The organism is Nocardioides sp. YIM 152315, from assembly GCF_029210375.1.
In the GTDB taxonomy this organism is placed as follows: Bacteria; Actinomycetota; Actinomycetes; order Propionibacteriales; family Nocardioidaceae; genus Nocardioides.
In genome coordinates, this window is the sequence record NZ_JARGER010000040.1 from 61,317 (window position 1) to 78,562 (window position 17,246).

A 17,246-nucleotide genomic window follows, 5' to 3' on the forward strand; every position below is an offset into this window, starting at 1 on the left:
GTCGCAACCTAGGGCAGATCGCCGACGCCGAACAGGGCCGTGTGAGGCGTCACACCCCGGTCGCGAGCTCGAACTCGCCGATCTCCTCGTAGCGCGGACGCCCGCGCGGGCCCTCCCCGAGGTACGACGCGACCAGGGTCACCCGGTCCGCGACCCAGCGCGGTCCGGCGTACCCGTCGAGCAGTCGGACCCAGTTGCTGACCTCGGTCGGGTGGCCGATGCGGGCGACGGTCAGGTGCGGACGGAAGCGCTGGCCGCCGACCTCGACACCGGCCCGGTTGGCGGCCGCCCTGCAGCCGGTGGCCAGCCGGTCGAGCTGGGTGCGGCCGGTCTCGTCGAGGTCGAGGCCGGCCCACAGCACCCGCGCGCGCCCCGCGTTCGGGAAGGCGCCGCCACCGCCGATCGCGGTCTCGAACGACGTGCGCCGCGCCGCCGCGCGCGCCAGTCGCTCGGCGAGGTCGTCGAGCCGTCGCTCCTCGACCGACGCCAGGAACGCGAGCGTGACGTGGAGCTGCTCGCTGCTCGCCCACCGGAACGCCGCGGCCGCCCGCCGCGGCTCGAGGAACTCCTCGAGGTCGTCGACCGCCTCGGTCGGCGGCACGACGGCCGCGAACATCCGCATCGGTCGGAGGTTACGCCGAGGTCGGAGTGGCCGCCTCCGCAAGCCGCGGCCGCGCCCGCTCAGATCTGGGTGCCGAGCGCGGACCCGATGCAGTAGGTGACGGTCATGGCGAAGAGCCCGCCCGCGACGGTGCGGGCGACCGCGCGGCCGGGCCGCGCGAAGCCGAGGCGCGCGCTGACGAATCCGGTGAGGGCGAGCGCCACGACCACGGCAGCGACCGTCAGCCAGAGCCGGATGTCGGGCGCGGCCAGCGTCATGGTCAGCAGCGGCAGGAGGGCGCCCACCGTGAAGGCCAGCATCGAGGCCCAGGCGGCGTGCCAGGGGCTGGAGATGTCGTCGGGGTCGATCCCGAGCTCGGCCTCGGCGTGCGCTCCGAGCGCGTCCTTCTTCGTCAGGGCCCGAGCCACCTCGAGGGCGAGCGCCTCGTCGAGGCCCTTCTCGACGTAGATCCCGGTGAGCTCGGCCAGCTCCTCGTCCGGCATGTCGCGCAGCTCCTGCCGCTCCTTCGCGAGCAGGGCCAGCTCGGAGTCGCGTTGGGTGCTGACCGACACGTACTCGCCCGCGGCCATGCTCATCGCGCCGGCGGCGAGGCCCGCGACTCCGGCGATCACGATCGCCGAGCGGTCGCTGGTCGCGCCGACCGCACCGATGACGATGCCGGCAGTGGAGACGATGCCGTCGTTGGCGCCGAGCACCGCGGCACGCAGCCAGTTGAGCCGGTTGTTGAGTCCCTCCCGAGGATGCGGCTCGCCCTCGTGCGGACCCGCCGGCACGTCGGTCTCGCTCGCGGTCATGGCCGAATCCTTCGCCTGGCCGCCACGGCTCGCAACCAAGGCAAGCCTCGCCGACGCGCCCGACCCTGCCTCACACCGCGGCCGACACGGCCACCGGTCGCCGGATCCGCAACCCGAGCCCGCCGGCGGCCAGGCACGCGAGGGCGACGCCCAGGGAGAACCACGGGAAGATCGCGGACAGCCCCCAGGTCGTGGCCGCCCAGCCGGCCAGGATGGTCGGCACGATCATCGCGGTGTACCCGAGCACGTAGTACGCCGACATCACCTGGCCGCGCTGGCCGGCCGGCACGACACTGCCGAGGTGGCGCAGCGAGCCACCGAACGCCAGCCCGAAGGACAGCCCCATGAGCACGGCCGCGCCGCCGACCAGCCCGGCGTGACCGCTGTCGAGCGCGATCACGCCGACCCCGAGCGCCACCGCCGTGCCGAAGTCACCGATGATCGCCGCCCGGCGCGGCGGGATGCGACCGCCGAACGCCTGGCTGACGGCCCCCGCCCCCGCCATCGCCGCGACGACCGCGCCGCCGAAGACCAGGCTGTGCACGCCGGTCCGCAGTCCGGCGTACGCCGGGAAGAGCGAGAGATAGACCCCGAGCACCGACCACGCGGCCATGATGCCGAGGACGGCGAAGCGGAAGTCCGCCGCGACCGACGCCGGCACGCGCGGCCGGCTCAGTCGCAGGCGTCCCGACGCGGTGCCGGTGCGGCCCGAGTGCGGCTCGACCATCGCGACGAGCGCGAGCAGCATGGCGCCGACGACCGCGGCCACCACGGCGTACGGCACGACGTAGGGGTGCGGCGCGAACTGGGCGAGCACCGACGCGGACAGGATCGTCGCGGCGATGCCGACGTTGAGCATGATCCCGGTCAGGTGACCGGTCCGGGCTCCCCGAGCCGGCCGCAGGTCCAGAAGCGCGGCGCTGCCGACCACGACCGCGGTGCCGACGGAGGCGCCGTGCAGGGCCCGGGCGACGAAGAGGGCGGCGACGCCGTGCGCCGTCATGAAGACGACGAGACCGGCGAGCATGCCGGTGGCCGCACCGAGCAGCAGCGGCTTGCGGCCGTACTTGTCGGACGCCTGTCCCGCCACCAGCACCGCGGCCAGCGCGGCGACGGCGTACGCCGCGAAGACCAGCGTGGTCGTGATCGGCGCGAGGTCCCAGCGCTGTTCGTAGAGGCCGTAGAGGGGCGCCGGCGCGCCCGAGACGCCCATGGAGGCCGCGAGCAGCGAGATCAGCAGCGGGTAGGCCCACCGTTGTCCGGTCGTGTGGTCGCCCGGGGCGCTCGTGGGGGCCGTCGTCGCCGTGCTCATCTGTCCTCCCGCGTGGTAAGTTCGATGTGTGTCGAACGGGCTCCACGCTAGGGCTCGGTTCGATGATTATCAAACTGATGTGGGGAGGCGCACGTGTCGGACACCGAGGCACCCGTCGCCGTCGGCACCCTCCAGGAGGTGCTCGCCGCGCTCTCCGACCCCGTGCGGCTCGAGATGGTCCGCCGCATGCACGCCGCGGCCGGTCCCGCGCCGTGCGCCCGGCTCTACGACGGCGTCAGCAAGTCGACCGCCAGCCACCACTTCAAGATCCTGCGCGAGGCGGGCGTCACCGAGCGCAGCGTGATCGGCGGCCAGACCCACCAGGAGCTCCGGCTCGACGACGTCGAGGAGCGCTACCCGGGCGTGCTCCGGTCGATCCTGTCCGTCTCCTGAGCGGCGTCAGGCCGCCTCCTCGACCCGTCGGGGCATGAGCAGGCCGACCCCGAGCAGCGCGACGGCGGCGATCGCGGACGCGACGAACACCTGATGGATCGCCGGGTCGAGGACGTCCGCGGTCCGGTGGGAGACATCCGGTACGCCGCCGCCGAGGCGGCTCGCGACCTCGTGGTTGACGATCGCGCCGAACACTGCGACGCCGACCGCGCTGCCGACCGAGCGCGCGAACATCGTCGAGCCGGTGGCCACGCCGCGGTGCTCCCAGGACACGGACGTCTGCGCGGCGATGACCGAGGGGCTCGCGAACAGGCCGAAGCCCAGTCCCATCACGAAGCACGGCAGCGCGAGCATCACGATCGGACTGTCCGGATCGATCAGCAGCAGCAGCGCGGCGCCCACGGCCCCGATCGCGCCGCCGATCAGCATGGTCCAGCGGAACCCGACGCTCAGGTAGAGCCGACCGGAGTTCGACGCAGCGATCGGCCAGCCCAGCGTCATCGCCGCGACGGCGAACCCGGCCGTGACCGCGCCGTACCCCAGCACGCTCTGCGCGTAGAGAGGGATGTACGACGTGAGCCCCATCATCAGCACGCCGACGACGAAGGACGCCGCCATCGCCGCGACCACGACGCGGTGGTGCAGCAGCCACAACGGCAGCACCGGCTCCGCGGCTCGCCGCTCGACGAGCACGAACGCCGTCAGCAGCACGACGGCGCCGGCGAACAGCGCCGCGCTGACCGGTGACGTCCAGCCCCACCGCACGGCGCCCTCCAGCAGGGCGAGGAGGAGCAGCACACCGCCCGCGGTCAGCAGCAGCGACCCACCGAAGTCGATCCGGTGGGAGCGGCGCTCGACCTGCTCGTGGAAGTTGCGCCAGATCATCGCCATGGCCAGCAGACCGAGCGGGAGGTTGACGAAGAAGATCCAGCGCCACGACACGTAGTCGGCGAAGACCCCGCCGAGCGTGGGACCGACCACCGACGACAGGGCCCACACGCTCGCGACGTACCCCTGCACCTTGGCGCGCTCGGCGAGCGTGTAGATGTCCCCGACGATCGTCATGCTCATCGGCTGCACCGCGCCGGCGCCGAGGCCCTGGACGGCGCGGAACGCGATCAGCGCGCCCATGCCCCATGCCAAGCCGCACAGCAGCGAGCCGAGCACGAACAGGCCGATCCCGATCAGCATCACCGGCTTGCGGCCGTACTGGTCCGCGAGCTTCGCGTAGACCGGCACCGTCACCGCCTGCGCGAGCAGGTAGACCGAGAACAGCCACGGGAACTGGGTGAAGCCACCGAGGTCGCCCACCACGGCCGGCACCGCCGTCGCCAGGATCGTCGAGTCGATCGCCACCAGACCGATGCTGAGCATCACCGCGAGCAGGATCGGCCCGCGCTCGCTGCGCAGGCCGACGCTGGCCCGGGTCACCTCGCGGGGCGCTGGGTTCGCGGTCACGTACGTCGGCAACCCGCGTCCGGGACCACCCATTCCCGCCGGGCGCGGTTGAGCGGACCAGCGGCGGGTACGAGGGTGCGGTGGAGATCTGGCCGGGGCAGGCATACCCGTTGGGCGCGACCTTCGACGGCAGCGGCACGAACTTCGCGCTGTTCAGCGAGGTCGCCGATCGCGTCGAGCTCTGCCTCGTCGACCCCGACGGCACGGAGACCAGGCTCGAGCTGACCGAGGTCGACGCGTTCGTCTGGCACTGCTACCTGCCGGCCGTCCAGCCCGGCCAGCGCTACGGCTACCGCGTGCACGGACCCTGGGACCCCGCCGCGGGCCTGCGCTGCAACCCCCACAAGCTGTTGCTCGACCCCTACGCCAAGGCGACGGCCCGCGAGATCGACTGGGACCAGGCGCTCTTCTCCTACGACTTCGGCGACCCAGAGGACAGCGACTCCCGCAACGACGACGACTCCGCACCGCACATGACGTACGGCGTGGTCATCAACCCGTTCTTCGATTGGGAGGGCGACCGCCGACTCGACTACCCGTACAACGAGACCGTCATCTACGAGGCGCACGTCAAGGGCCTGACCCAGCTGCACCCCGACGTGCCCGAGGAGCTGCGGGGCACGTACGCCGGCGTCGCGCACCCGGTGATCACCGAGCACCTCGCCAAGCTCGGGGTGACGGCGATCGAGCTCATGCCCGTGCACCAGTTCATCCAGGACAGCACGCTTCTCGACAAGGGCCTGCGCAACTACTGGGGCTACAACACGCTCGGGTTCTTCGCGCCGCACGCCGACTACTCGTCGATGGCCGGCGACGAGGACCGGCTGGGCCAGCAGGTCCAGGAGTTCAAGGCGATGGTCAAGGAGCTGCACGTCGCCGGCATCGAGGTCATCCTCGACGTCGTCTACAACCACACCGCGGAGGGCAACCACCTCGGGCCGACGCTGAGCTTCCGGGGCATCGACAACGCGGCGTACTACCGGCTCGTCGACGACGACAAGCGCTACTACATGGACTACACGGGCACCGGCAACAGCCTCAACGTCCGCCACCCGCACTCGCTGCAGCTGCTCATGGACTCGTTGCGCTACTGGGTCACCGAGATGCACGTCGACGGCTTCCGCTTCGACCTCGCCTCGACCCTGGCCCGCGAGTTCTACGACGTCGACCGGCTCTCGACGTTCTTCGAGCTCGTGCAGCAGGACCCGGTCGTGAGCCAGGTCAAGCTGATCGCGGAGCCATGGGACATCGGCCCCGGCGGCTACCAGGTCGGCGGCTTCCCACCGCAGTGGACGGAGTGGAACGGCAAGTACCGCGACACGGTCCGCGACTTCTGGCGCGGCGAGCCGTCACTCGGCGAGCTGGCCTCCCGCATCGCCGGCTCCTCGGACCTCTACGAGCACTCCGGTCGGCGGCCGGTCGCCTCGATCAACTTCGTCACCGCGCACGACGGCTTCACGATGCGCGACCTGGCGTCCTACGACGAGAAGCACAACGACGCCAACGGCGAGGACAACAACGACGGCGAGAGTCACAACCGATCCTGGAACCACGGCGTCGAGGGCCCCACCGACGACCCGGAGATCCTGGCCGCGCGGGCGCGCACCCAGCGCAACCTCATCGCCACCCTGTTGCTCAGCCAGGGCGTCCCGATGATCCTCCACGGCGACGAGCTCGGCCGCACCCAGCAGGGCAACAACAACACCTACGCCCAGGACAACGAGCTCTCGTGGGTGCACTGGGACGACGCCGACCTGCCCCTCGTCGAGTTCACCGCGGCCGTGTCGCGGCTGCGGCGCGAGCACCCGACGTTCCGCCGCAAGCGGTTCTTCGCCGGCACCGCGGTGCGGGTGCCCGCCGGCGGCGACGGGGACCGGCTCAACGACATCGTGTGGCTGCACCTCGACGGCCGGCCGATGGAGGACGACGACTGGACGGCGTCGGACTCCGGTGCGGGGGCGCAGGCGCTCGGGATGTACCTCAACGGCCACGGCATCGCCGGCGTCGGCGACCGCGGCCAGCAGGTCGTCGACGACCACTTCCTGCTCTACCTGAACGCCGACGGCGAGACGACGGTGACCCTCCCCTCCGACGAGTACGCCGACGCGTGGGACGTCGTCATCGACACCGGAGGCTCTGCCGACGAGGACGGCACGTTCGCGGCCGGCGAGACGTTCACGATCCCCACGCGCAGCATGGTCGTGCTCCGCGAGCACCAGGAGCCCGAGGCCGAGCCCGACCTGTCGGTGGCCGCGTCGGTCGCGCAGGCGCAGGGTCGATGAGTCCGCAGCGAACGCCGTCCTCGACGTACCGTCTGCAGGTCACGCCCGACTTCGACCTCTTCGAGGCCGCGCGCCGGCTGCCGTACCTCCACGACCTCGGCGTCGACTGGGTCTACCTCTCGCCGCTGCTGGCCTCCGAGCCCGGCAGCCAGCACGGGTACGACGTGGTCGCGTTCGACCACGTCGACCCCGAGCGCGGCGGCGCCGAGGGGCTCGCCGCGCTGTCGGCCGAGGCGCGGCGGCTGGGCATGGGGGTGCTCGTCGACATCGTGCCCAACCACGTCGGCGTGGCGACGCCGGCCGAGGACCCCTGGTGGTGGGACGTGCTGCGGCTGGGTCGGGAGTCCGAGCACGCCACGGCGTTCGACGTCGACTGGGCCGCCGGCGACGGCCAGATCCTGATCCCGGTCGTCGGTGACGACGACGAGGACTCGATCGTCGTCCGCGGCGGCGAGATCCGCTACCACGACCAGCGCTTTCCACTCGCCCCCGGCACGTCCACCCACGACGAGCAGCACTACCGCCTCGTCAACTGGCGCGAGGCCGACGACAGCCTCAACTACCGGCGGTTCTTCGCGGTCAACACGCTCGCCGCCGTGCGGGTCGAGGATCCCGAGGTGTTCGCCGAGACCCACGTGGAGATCCGGCGCTGGTTCGAGGAGGGGCTCGTCGACGGGCTGCGGGTCGACCATCCCGACGGCCTGCGCGACCCGCGGCGCTACCTCGAGGACCTGGCCGCGCTGACCGACCACGCCTACGTGCTCGTCGAGAAGATCCTGGAGAGCGGCGAGAAGCTCCCGTCCGACTGGGCGACCCGGGGCACGACCGGGTACGACGCGCTCGCGCTCGTCGACCGGGTGCTGACCGATCCCGCCGGCCAGGAGCCGCTCGACGCCCTCGAATCCCGGCTCCGGGGCGGGCCCGTCGACTGGCCCCGCATGGTCCACGACAACAAGCGGGCGGTGGCCGACGGCATCCTGCACTCCGAGGTCCGGCGGATCACCCGCGAGGTGCTGCACCTGACCGACGACGTGGCCGAGGAGTCCGTCGAGGACGCCGTGGCGGAGCTGCTGGCCTGCTTCCCGGTCTACCGCTCCTACCTGCCCGAGGGCCGCGAGCACCTCGACGAGGCCTTCGCACGGGCCCGCGGGACGCGGCCGGACCTCGCCGCGACGTACGACGTGCTCGAGCCGTTGCTGGCCGACCCGTGGACGCGGCCGGCCCGCCGCTTCCAGCAGACCAGCGGCATGGTGATGGCCAAGGGCGTCGAGGACTGCTCGTTCTACCGCTGGTCGCGGCTCACCTCGCTCAACGAGGTCGGCGGCGACCCGTCGGTGTTCGCGGTCGACGTCGACGACTTCCACCACGCGATGACCGTGCGGCAGCGCGACTGGCCGCAGGCGATGACGACGCTGTCGACCCACGACACGAAGCGCGGCGAGGACGTGCGCGCCCGCATCACCGTGCTCGCCGAGCTGCCGGACGTCTGGGCGGCCGCGCTCGACGAGCTGCTGCGCCTCGCGCCGGTGCCCGACCCGGGCTTCGGGTCGCTGCTCTGGCAGGCGGTGCTGGGTGCGTGGACCCCCGAGCACCTGCCGGACCTCCCCGACCGCCTGCACGGGTACGCCGAGAAGGCGATGCGCGAGGCCGGCGACCGCACCACCTGGACCGAGCCCGACGAGGCCTACGAGGCGGCCGTGCACGCCGCCGTCGACGCGGCCTTCGCGTCGCCGGACGTCCAGCGGGTGCTGACCGACCTCTGCACCCACGTCGACGAGCCCGGCCGGTCCAACTCGCTGGCCGCCAAGCTGGTCGCGCTGACGATGCCCGGCGTGCCCGACGTCTACCAGGGCAGCGAGCTCTGGGAGACCTCGCTCGTCGACCCCGACAACCGCCGGCCCGTCGACTTCGACCACCGGGCGGCCGTGCTCGCCGGCGCCGAGTCCGACGACGCCGTCACCAAGCTGCACGTCACCTGCTCGGCCCTCACCCTGCGTCGCGAGCGACCCGAGCTGTTCACGTCGTACGCCCCGGTGCTGGCGCGCGGGTCAGCGGCCGACCACGTGCTCGCGTTCGACCGCGGCGGCGCGGTCGCCATCGCGACCCGGCTGCCCGTCGGACTCGGTCTGCGAGGCGGCTGGGGCGACACGGCGCTCGACCTGCCCGCCGGTCGGTGGCACGACGTGCTGACCGGGACGCCCACCACCGGACGGGTGGCCGACCTGCTGGCCGTGCACCCGGTGGCCCTGCTGGTCCGGGAGGACGCATGACGCAGCGCCGACCCTTCGACGTCTGGGCGCCCTGTGCACAACGGCTCCGGTTGTCGGTGGGCGATGCCACGGTGGAGATGACCCGGGGAGCCGACGACTGGTGGACGCCGGCACAGCCCCTTCCCGACCGGGCCGGAGAGGAGACCGACTACGGCTACCTGATCGACGACTCGGACACGCCGCGGCCCGACCCGCGCTCGCGGCGTCAGCCGGCGGGCGTCCACCAGCGCTCGCGAATCCACGACCCGAGCGCCTTCGCGTGGACCGACCAAGCCTGGACCGGCCGCCAGCTCGCCGGCTCGGTGGTCTACGAACTGCACGTCGGGACCTTCACCCCCGAGGGCACCTTCGACGCCGCACTCGGCAGGCTCGACCACCTGCGCGAGATCGGCGTCGACCTCGTGGAGGTGATGCCGGTCAACGCGTTCAACGGCACCCACAACTGGGGGTACGACGGGGTCGGCTGGTTCGCCGTGCACGAGGGGTACGGCGGGCCGGACGGCTACCAGCGGTTCGTCGACGGCTGTCACGCGGCCGGGCTCGGCGTCGTCCAGGACGTCGTCTACAACCACCTCGGACCGTCGGGCAACTACCTGCCGCTGTTCGCGCCGTACCTCAAGGCGGGCGCCAACACCTGGGGCGACCTGGTCAACCTCGACGACGACGGCTCCGCCGAGGTGCGCCGCTACATCCTCGACAACGTGCGGATGTGGTTCGAGGACTACCACGTCGACGGGCTGCGGCTCGACGCCGTGCACGCGCTCAGCGACTCCTCGCCGGTGCACCTGCTCGAGGAGATGGCGATCGAGGTAGCGGCGCTGTCGGCGCACCAGCGCCGGCCGCTCACGCTGATCGCGGAGTCCGACCTCAACGATCCCCGGCTGATCCGGCCGCGCGAAGCCGGCGGGTACGGGCTCGACGCCCAGTGGAGCGACGACTTCCACCACGCCGTGCATGTCGCCCTGACCCGGGAGACCGACGGCTACTACGCGGACTTCGAGCCGCTGTCGGCGCTGGCGAAGGTCTGTGAGCGCGGGTTCTTCCACGACGGCACGTTCTCGTCGTTCCGCGGCCGCGCCCACGGTCACGCCGTCGACACCACGACGACACCGACCTGGCGGCTGGTCGTGTGCAGCCAGAACCACGACCAGGTCGGCAACCGCGCCCGGGGCGACCGGGTCACCGAGGCGCTCGACGACGACCAGCTCGGCTGCGCGGCGATGCTCACGCTGCTGGGACCGTTCACGCCGATGCTCTTCATGGGCGAGGAGTGGGCGGCGTCGACGCCGTTCCAGTTCTTCACCTCGCACCCCGAGCCGGAGTTGGGCCGAGCGACCGCGGAGGGCCGGATCACCGAGTTCGAGCGGATGGGCTGGGACCCGGCGACGGTCCCCGATCCGCAGGACCCGGCGACCTTCGAGGGGTCGAAGCTGGACTGGGGCGAGGCGCGCTCCGGTCGGCACGCCCGGCTGCTCGAGCTCTACCGCGGCCTGGGGCGACTGCGTCGGGAGCGTCCGGAGCTCACTGACCCGTCGTTCGGCTCCGTCAGCTGCACCGCCGAGGCCGGGGCCCGGCTCTTCACGATGCGGCGCGGCGACCTGCTGGTCGCGCTCAACCTCGGCGACCGCGCCGCCGAGGTCGAGGCGCACGGCCAGCTCCTGATCGAGACCGGCGGTGGCGCAACGGCGGCGGGCGGGAGGCTGCGCCTCCCGCCCCACGTCGGCGCGGTCGTCGGGCCGGCGCTCAGCCGAGGTCGTTGAGGTCGATGACCTCGTCCCCGGCGGGCGCCTCGACGCTGAACTCCTCGTCGAACTCGCTGAACGCGACCGACCCGGGCTCGTCCCCCTCGGTCTTCTCGACCTTGACCAGGTAGTGCGGCTCGTCGACGACGACGTAGCCGGTCGACGAGCCGTCCTCGTCCTTGCTCTCGACGGCGAGCACCCGCTCGCCGTCGATCTCGTCGTCGCCCGCCTTGGTGTAGTCGGTGTCGTCGTCGCTGATCAGCTCGTCGAGCAGGTCGTCGAGGTCGCACAGCTCGGCGAAGCCGTCCTCACCGGCCGGCACGACGACCCACTTGTCGCCGACGACGGTGATGACCTGGTCGGCGCTGTCGCCGGCGAAGGCCTTCCAGAAGGTCTCGTCGGGCTTCATCCAGACCGAGCCGCCGGTGCCGAGGAGCTCGGTCGTGCCGCCCCCGAAGCCGATCGTGCCGGTGCAGTCGGCGTCGGTGTTGAGCTGCATGTCGAGCTCGATCTCCTGGCCGTCGGTGGTGACCGACCCGGCCACCCGGACCGCCTTCAGGCCGTCCATGTCCTTCTTGGCCTGCTCGACGATCTTGTCCGCCGACTGGCCCTCGAAGTCGCCGCCACCACCGTCGCCGTCGTCGCCGCCACCACAACCTGTCAGGACGGCCGCCCCGAGTCCGAGCGCCGCCAGCCCCATGCCCACCTTCGTCGTCATGCCCGACAGCCTTCCACCGGGCGCGCGGCGCTGGCTACCGCCGCGTCAGCGCTCCCGGCGAGGTTCACGTCACACCGGTCACCTCGGCGGCGTCGTCCACCGGCGTCTCGGTCTCGCGGAAGCCGTGTCGCTCCCACCAGCGCGCCAGGGGTGCGGGCGCGTACCAGTTCCACCGACCGAGGAGCCTCATCGTCGCGGGTACCAGCACGGCGCGGACGACGGTCGCGTCGATGAGCAGCGCGACCAGCATGCCGATGCCGAGCATCTTCATGAAGACGATGCCAGAGAGGCCGAAGGCCCCGATCACGACCGCCAGCAGCAGCGCGGCGCTGGTGATGATCCGTCCGGTCTTCTGGACGCCGGTGACCACCGACAGGTCGTTGTCGTGCGTGGCGTCCCACTGCTCGCGGATCCGCGAGAGCAGGAAGACCTCGTAGTCCATCGACAGGCCGAAGAGGATCGCGAGCATTAGGATCGGCATCGTCGCGTCGAGGTAGCCCTGCGCGACGAAGCCGAGCCGGTCGGCCAGGTGGCCGTCGGAGAAGATCCAGGTCACGACGCCGAAGGACGCGGTGATCGACACCAGGTTCATCACGACGGCCTTCACGGGCAGCACCACCGACCCGAACGCCAGGAACAGCAGTCCCAGCATCACGACGAGGACGATCAGCCCCATCCAGGGGAGGTGTGCGCCCACCGACGAGATCAGGTCGACGGTGTCGGCGGTGAGCCCGCCGACGAGCGCCGTCCCGGACCGGGGCTCGATCTCGCGCAGCGCCGTGACGATGTCCTGCGACCGCTCGGTCTGGCTGTTGCCCTCCCAGGTCGCCCGCAGCAGCGTGGTGCCACCGGCCCGGTCGACCGGCGTCACGGAGCCGATGCCGTCGACCCGCTCGACCTCGCGCTCGTACGCCGCGACGTCCCGCTCGCTGGTGCCCTCGAGCAGCAGGCTGGCCGTCGAGGTCTCGGCCCCGAACTCGTCGTCGAGCAGCACCTGGGCCTGGTGGGCGGGAGCGTCCTCGGGCAGCACCCGGTGGTCGACGCTGCCCCAGCGGGCCCCGAGGAAGGGCGACGCGACGACCAGCAGCGCCGCGACGGTCACGACGATCACGACGACGGGACGCCGCATGACGGCGCGCGCCAGCCGCGCCCACCGACCGTGCTCGTCGGCGCCGGCGACGGCCCGGTGCCGCCGCCACGGCAGCCGGCCGGCGTCGATGCGGCGACCGAGCAGCCGCAGCGTCGCGGGCAGGATCGTCAGCGCGGCCAGCATCGCGACGAGGACCGCGGCGATCCCGCCGTACCCCATGCTCTTGAGGAAGGCCTGCGGGAAGATGAGCAGGCTCGCGAGGGCCGCCGCCACGGTCAGGCCGGAGAACATCACGGTGCGGCCCGCGGTCGCCATGGTGCGGCGGATCGCGATCGCGGGGGCGTCGGGGTGGTCGTCGGGCAGCAGCGCGAGCTCCTCCCGGAAGCGGCTGACCACGAACAGCGCGTAGTCGATCGCGAGCCCGATACCCAGCAGCGAGATCACGTTGACCGCGAAGACCGAGACCTCGGTGACCGTCGTCAGCAGTCGTACGACGGCGAGCGCCCCGACCATCGCGACCACGCCGACCATCGCGGGCATGGTGGCCGCGACCAGGCTGCCGAAGATCAGGAGCGCGAGCAGGATCACCAGCGGCATCGAGATCAGCTCGGCGCGCTCCAGGTCCTCGGACGTGATCTCGTTGACGTCGTCGTAGACGGCGAACGGACCGGCGAGGTCGAGATCGAGGCCCTCGGCCTCGAGCGACGGCTCGATCTCGTCGTAGTGGTCCAGGTAGTCGTCCTGACTGTCACCGGCGAGCGAGATCAGCACCTGCGCCGCGTGCCCGTCCTCGGCGACCAGGCCGGCGTCGGGCGCGGACCAGTAGGGCACCACCTGCGCGGTCGTCCCTCGGGAAAGACCCGCGACGACGTCCTCGACCGCGCCCCGGAACTCCGCGTCGTCGGCGGTCAGGTCGTCGCTGGAGTAGATCGCGACGACGTCGACCGACCTGTTGCCGAACGTCGCGCGCGCGGCGTCGAGCTCACGTGCCGACTCAGAGCCGCTGTCGTCGAAGCCGCCCTGGCTCAGCGAGTCGAAGACCCCGCTGCCGTAGGCGCCGGCACCCAGCACGAGCAGCGCCCCGGTCAGCAGGACCAGCACCGCACGGCGGGCCACGAACCCGCCCCATCGATCGATCATCGCCGCTACCTCGCCTCCGTCACGACTCGCGCAGTGAACACCAGTCAGGAAAGTGAACGGTGTAAACCGTAAACGGTGTAAACTCCTCGCGTCAACGGTCCGATGCGAGGATCTGCGCGTCGGGGTCCGGCCGGACCGGAAGGGAGAGCACATGGGGACGCTGCGGGAGCCGACGCGCCGCGAACGCCAGCGCGAGGCGACGTACGACGAGATCGTCCGCGCCTCCCGAGAGCTCCTGGCCGAGGGTGCCGAGCTGTCCCTGCGGGCCGTCGCAGCGCGGATGGGCGTCACCGCGCCCGCGCTCTACCGCTACGTCGCGAGCTACCAGGAGCTCGTCGACCTCGTCGCGTACGAGATCGACAAGGCGGCGACCATCGGCTTCCGCGCGGCGGCCGACGAGCTGCCCGAGGACGACTACGCCGGCCGGCTCCTGGTGTCCACCACGGCGTTCCGCCAGTGGGCGCTGGCCAGTCCGCGCGAGTTCGGGCTGGTCTTCGCCAACCCGGTCGCCGACGCCGCGTGCGTGCGCCGCGAGCAGCTCACCCTCGCCTCGTCCGGCCACCTGCTGACCGGCCAGATGCGAGCGCTGTGGGAGCACACGCACCACCCGATCCCGTCCCTCGAGGAGCTGCCCGCCGCCGTGCGGGAGTCCGTGCTCGACCCGGTCATCCCCGCCGAGGTCGAGGGACTCGCGCCGGCCGAGCGCGGCCTCGTCTGGCTGTACATGCAGGGCTGGACGCAGCTCTACGGCGTGGTCGCCCTCGAGGTGTTCGGGCACATGGACCCGCGGGTCATCGAGTCCGGCGAGATGTTCGTCGACACGCTCCGCCACTTCGTCCCCCGCCTCGGCCTCGCCGACGACTGGCCGCGTCTGGAGAGGCTCGTCCGCGAGCGGCTGGCCTCAGCGCAGTAGGTCCTCGACCCACTCGGGCACGAGCACCGAGGCCGGTCCGTGCCTCGCCTCGTCGAAGAGGTGGGTGCCGGCGCTGGGCTCGAGGTTGAGCTCGAGGGTCCGCACACCCCGCGCCGCCGCGTGCTGCACGAACCCGGCCGCCGGGTAGACCGCGCCCGAGGTGCCGATCGAGACGAACACGTCGGCCTCGTCGAGCGCGGCGACGATCCGGTCCATCTCGTAGGGCACCTCGCCGAACCACACGACGTCGGGACGCAGCTCGGTGACCCCGCACCGCGGGCACGGCGGCAGGTCGACGAGGTCGTCGTACCAGTCTGTGCGGCCGTCGCAGGCACGGCACCACGCGGCCCGCAGCCGGCCGTGCATGTGCACGACCCTCGTGGAGCCGCCGCGCTCGTGGAGGTCGTCGATGTTCTGGGTGACGACGAGCAGGTCGTCGCCGATCGCCTCCTCCAGCCGCGCGAGTGCCCGGTGCGCCGGGTTGGGCTCGACGCCGGCGAGCGCCGCGCGCCGGGCGTCGTAGAAGCGGTGCACGACGGTCGGCCGGTGCTCGAACGCCTCCGGCGTCGCGACGTCCTCCACCCGGTGGCCCTCCCACAGGCCGTCCGCGGCACGGAAGGTCGGCACGCCGCTCTCGGCCGAGACGCCGGCCCCGGTGAGCACGACGATCCTGGTCATCGGCGGGGCTCCGCGTAGAGGACGACGACGTAGCCGTCGGCGGGGTCGAACGCGTCGCCGTCCCAGGTGCTGTAGCGCATCACCGCGTCGAGGCCGAGCACGCCGAACGCCGCGTCGACGTCGGCGAGGTCGGTCGGCGGGCAGCCCTGCGGCAGGTGCGCGGCGTCGAGGCCGAAGCCGCACACGACGACCCCGCCGGGCGTCAGGTGTGCGCCCAGCCGCTCGCACGCGTCGAGGAGCGTGCCCGGATCGAGAAGCGGGACGGTGTTGCCGGCGACGAGCACCAGGTCGAAGGTCTCGCCGAGGTCGAACGTCGCGAGGTCGCCCGATCGCCAGTCCAGGCCCGGCGCCTCGGCGCGCGCGACGTCGAGCATCGACTCGTCGAGGTCGACCCCGACGACGTCGTACCCGAGCTCGGCGAGCCGGATCGCGATCCGGCCGGTCCCGCAGCCCGCGTCGAGGATCCGGGCAGGAGCAGGAAACAGGTCGGCCACGAACGCCGCCTCGCCGTGCACGTCGTCCCCGCGCTCGCGCAGGGCGCGGAAGCGCTCGGCGTACCGCTGCGCGTAGTGGTCACCCGCGGTCTCCTTGGCGATGCGCTCCCAGCGAGTGCTCACGACGGCGGTCCGCGACGGGAGGCCAGCGACTTGAACTCCTCCATGAACACCCGGTGGATCCGGTCGCTGTCGAGCGCACCGCCGACGGTCCGCAGCTCGCCGTGCGCGAGCCGCTCGCAGACCCGCACCCACGCGTGCCCCATCGCGTAGGTGAAGGTCCCGGCCACGGTGGCGTTGATCGTGCCCGCGACGGCGGTGCCGGCGCCGGGCACGAACTTGATCAGGTTGCCCACCAGGGAGCGGCCGGCCGTCGTCGCCGCGGCCGTGGCGGCGATCGAGGCGGCCGTCGACCGCTCGATGGAGATCCCGTAGGTGACGGCGATCGAGGCCATCATCGTCAGCTGGAGGGGGACGAGGATGGCGGCGTCGGAGAAGGGGATGGGGGAGGCCCCGGCGGTGGTCGCCGCCCCCGTCGCCAGCTTGATCGCAGCCTCCGCGCGCTCGCGCTTGCGGTCGAAGTCAATGCGCTGAGCCGCCGTGATCGCGTGGGCGACGCCCGAGGGCGCACCGCGAAAGGTGGCATCGAGGAGCTCCTGGAGGCCGTACGCCGCCTGCCCGGTGAACTCGTCGTCCCGGGCCATCGTGTAGTGGATCAGCCCGTCCTGGACCGGCAGGTCCAGCGCGGCGATGCTCGCGGCGAGCGCCTCGGCGTCGGGATGGACGCGGGTGCCGGAGCGGGGCACCTGGGTGAGCACCAGGATCACCGGCAGCCCGAGCTCGTGCAGCGCGCGGACGAACTCGCCCTCGGTCGGCTCGAAGCGCCGGTCGCCCGCCCGGACGCAGTACCACGCCACGTGGATCTGCTCCGCCAGGGGCTTGCGCCGCATCCCGTGGAGGTAGTCCCGGAGCTCGGAGATCAGCAGGTCGTTGTCGCGCCCGACCTCGAGCCCGCGGGTGTCGAGCACCCCGAGCGTGCCGCTCTGGTGCAGGTAGAGATGCTCCGCGCGGGTGACCGGCTCGCCGATCCCGGTCTCCGCGATCTCGCTGCCGAAGATCGCGTTGACGAGCGTGCTCTTGCCGACCCCGGTCTTGCCGAAGATCGCCAGGTTGAAGCGGCCGACCTCCTCCGCCTGGTCCTTCCACGCCTTCCCGAAGGCCTGGCCGAACCACTCGTCCCTCGGCTTCGCCATGGCTCAAGCGTCTCAGAGCGGCGCAACCGGTGGGCGAGGTGCGAGGGCTGCCACGCCCGAGCCTCGAAGCCGCACGCCCGACAGCCA

At 72.2% G+C, this 17,246-nt stretch carries 14 protein-coding genes; 5 read left to right on the top strand and 9 right to left on the bottom strand.

Annotated elements, in window-relative coordinates; all coding sequences use genetic code 11:
• Positions 1–49: 49 nt before the first annotated feature.
• The 3 genes from thpR to PZ894_RS17140 form a co-directional block, all read right to left on the bottom strand.
• Positions 50–622 (bottom strand): RNA 2',3'-cyclic phosphodiesterase, encoded by a 573-nt coding sequence (gene thpR / locus PZ894_RS17130; RefSeq protein WP_275746649.1) that lies wholly within the window; start codon positions 620–622, stop codon positions 50–52.
• 59 nt (positions 623–681) lie between these two features.
• Positions 682–1,416 (bottom strand): VIT family protein, encoded by a 735-nt coding sequence (locus PZ894_RS17135; RefSeq protein ID WP_275746651.1) that lies wholly within the window; start codon positions 1,414–1,416, stop codon positions 682–684.
• A gap of 70 nt (positions 1,417–1,486) precedes the next feature.
• Positions 1,487–2,728, bottom strand: coding sequence for an MFS transporter (locus PZ894_RS17140; protein ID WP_275746653.1), 1,242 nt, complete (start codon positions 2,726–2,728; stop codon positions 1,487–1,489).
• A 93-nt stretch (positions 2,729–2,821) separates the two neighbouring features.
• Between PZ894_RS17140 and PZ894_RS17145 the strand changes: the two genes are divergently transcribed.
• Positions 2,822–3,121, top strand: coding sequence for a helix-turn-helix domain-containing protein (locus PZ894_RS17145; protein WP_275746654.1), 300 nt, complete (start codon positions 2,822–2,824; stop codon positions 3,119–3,121).
• 6 nt (positions 3,122–3,127) lie between these two features.
• On the opposite strand, the gene PZ894_RS17150 is transcribed toward PZ894_RS17145, so the two are convergent.
• Positions 3,128–4,579 carry an MDR family MFS transporter gene (locus PZ894_RS17150; protein WP_275746656.1) on the bottom strand — a complete coding sequence of 484 codons (1,452 nt, stop codon included), beginning with the start codon at positions 4,577–4,579 and terminating at the stop codon, positions 3,128–3,130.
• An 80-nt stretch (positions 4,580–4,659) separates the two neighbouring features.
• Here PZ894_RS17150 and glgX point away from each other — a divergent pair, with 80 nt between their 5' ends.
• Genes glgX through treZ form a run of 3 tightly spaced genes read left to right on the top strand, consistent with a single transcriptional unit; the run spans position 4,660 to position 10,891 of the window.
• Entirely contained in the window at positions 4,660–6,861 is a 2,202-nt protein-coding gene (glgX, locus tag PZ894_RS17155) for a glycogen debranching protein GlgX (RefSeq protein WP_275746657.1), read from the top strand.
• Complete coding sequence (gene treY, locus PZ894_RS17160; RefSeq protein ID WP_275746658.1) at positions 6,858–9,131, top strand: malto-oligosyltrehalose synthase; 2,274 nt, start codon at positions 6,858–6,860, stop codon at positions 9,129–9,131. The genes glgX and treY overlap by 4 nt, the downstream gene beginning before the upstream one ends.
• On the top strand, positions 9,128–10,891 hold the full coding sequence (gene treZ, locus PZ894_RS17165) for a malto-oligosyltrehalose trehalohydrolase (RefSeq protein ID WP_275746660.1): 1,764 nt from the start codon (positions 9,128–9,130) through the stop codon (positions 10,889–10,891). The genes treY and treZ overlap by 4 nt, the downstream gene beginning before the upstream one ends.
• On the opposite strand, the gene PZ894_RS17170 is transcribed toward treZ, so the two are convergent.
• Together PZ894_RS17170 and PZ894_RS17175 are read right to left on the bottom strand one after the other, a co-directional pair.
• A complete protein-coding gene (locus PZ894_RS17170) occupies positions 10,875–11,591 on the bottom strand; it encodes a hypothetical protein (RefSeq protein ID WP_275746661.1) in 717 nt (238 codons plus the stop codon). The genes treZ and PZ894_RS17170 overlap by 17 nt on opposite strands.
• 64 nt (positions 11,592–11,655) lie before the next feature.
• Positions 11,656–13,821: an MMPL family transporter gene (locus PZ894_RS17175; RefSeq protein ID WP_275746663.1), complete on the bottom strand. Its 2,166-nt coding sequence runs from the start codon at positions 13,819–13,821 to the stop codon at positions 11,656–11,658.
• Positions 13,822–13,972: 151 nt separating this feature from the next.
• On the opposite strand from PZ894_RS17175, the gene PZ894_RS17180 reads away from it, so the two are divergent.
• Complete coding sequence (locus tag PZ894_RS17180) at positions 13,973–14,734, top strand: TetR/AcrR family transcriptional regulator (protein WP_275746665.1); 762 nt, start codon at positions 13,973–13,975, stop codon at positions 14,732–14,734.
• Here the strand turns inward: PZ894_RS17180 and PZ894_RS17185 are convergent.
• Genes PZ894_RS17185 through PZ894_RS17195 form a run of 3 tightly spaced genes read right to left on the bottom strand, consistent with a single transcriptional unit; the run spans position 14,723 to position 17,159 of the window.
• On the bottom strand, positions 14,723–15,412 hold the full coding sequence (locus tag PZ894_RS17185; protein WP_275746667.1) for an NAD-dependent deacylase: 690 nt from the start codon (positions 15,410–15,412) through the stop codon (positions 14,723–14,725). The genes PZ894_RS17180 and PZ894_RS17185 overlap by 12 nt on opposite strands.
• On the bottom strand, positions 15,409–16,029 hold the full coding sequence (locus tag PZ894_RS17190) for a class I SAM-dependent methyltransferase (protein WP_275746669.1): 621 nt from the start codon (positions 16,027–16,029) through the stop codon (positions 15,409–15,411). The genes PZ894_RS17185 and PZ894_RS17190 overlap by 4 nt, the downstream gene beginning before the upstream one ends.
• Positions 16,026–17,159, bottom strand: a complete 1,134-nt coding sequence (locus PZ894_RS17195) for a GTPase (protein ID WP_275746670.1) — start codon at positions 17,157–17,159, stop codon at positions 16,026–16,028. Before PZ894_RS17195 ends, PZ894_RS17190 begins: the two co-directional genes overlap by 4 nt.
• Positions 17,160–17,246 lie beyond the last annotated feature (87 nt).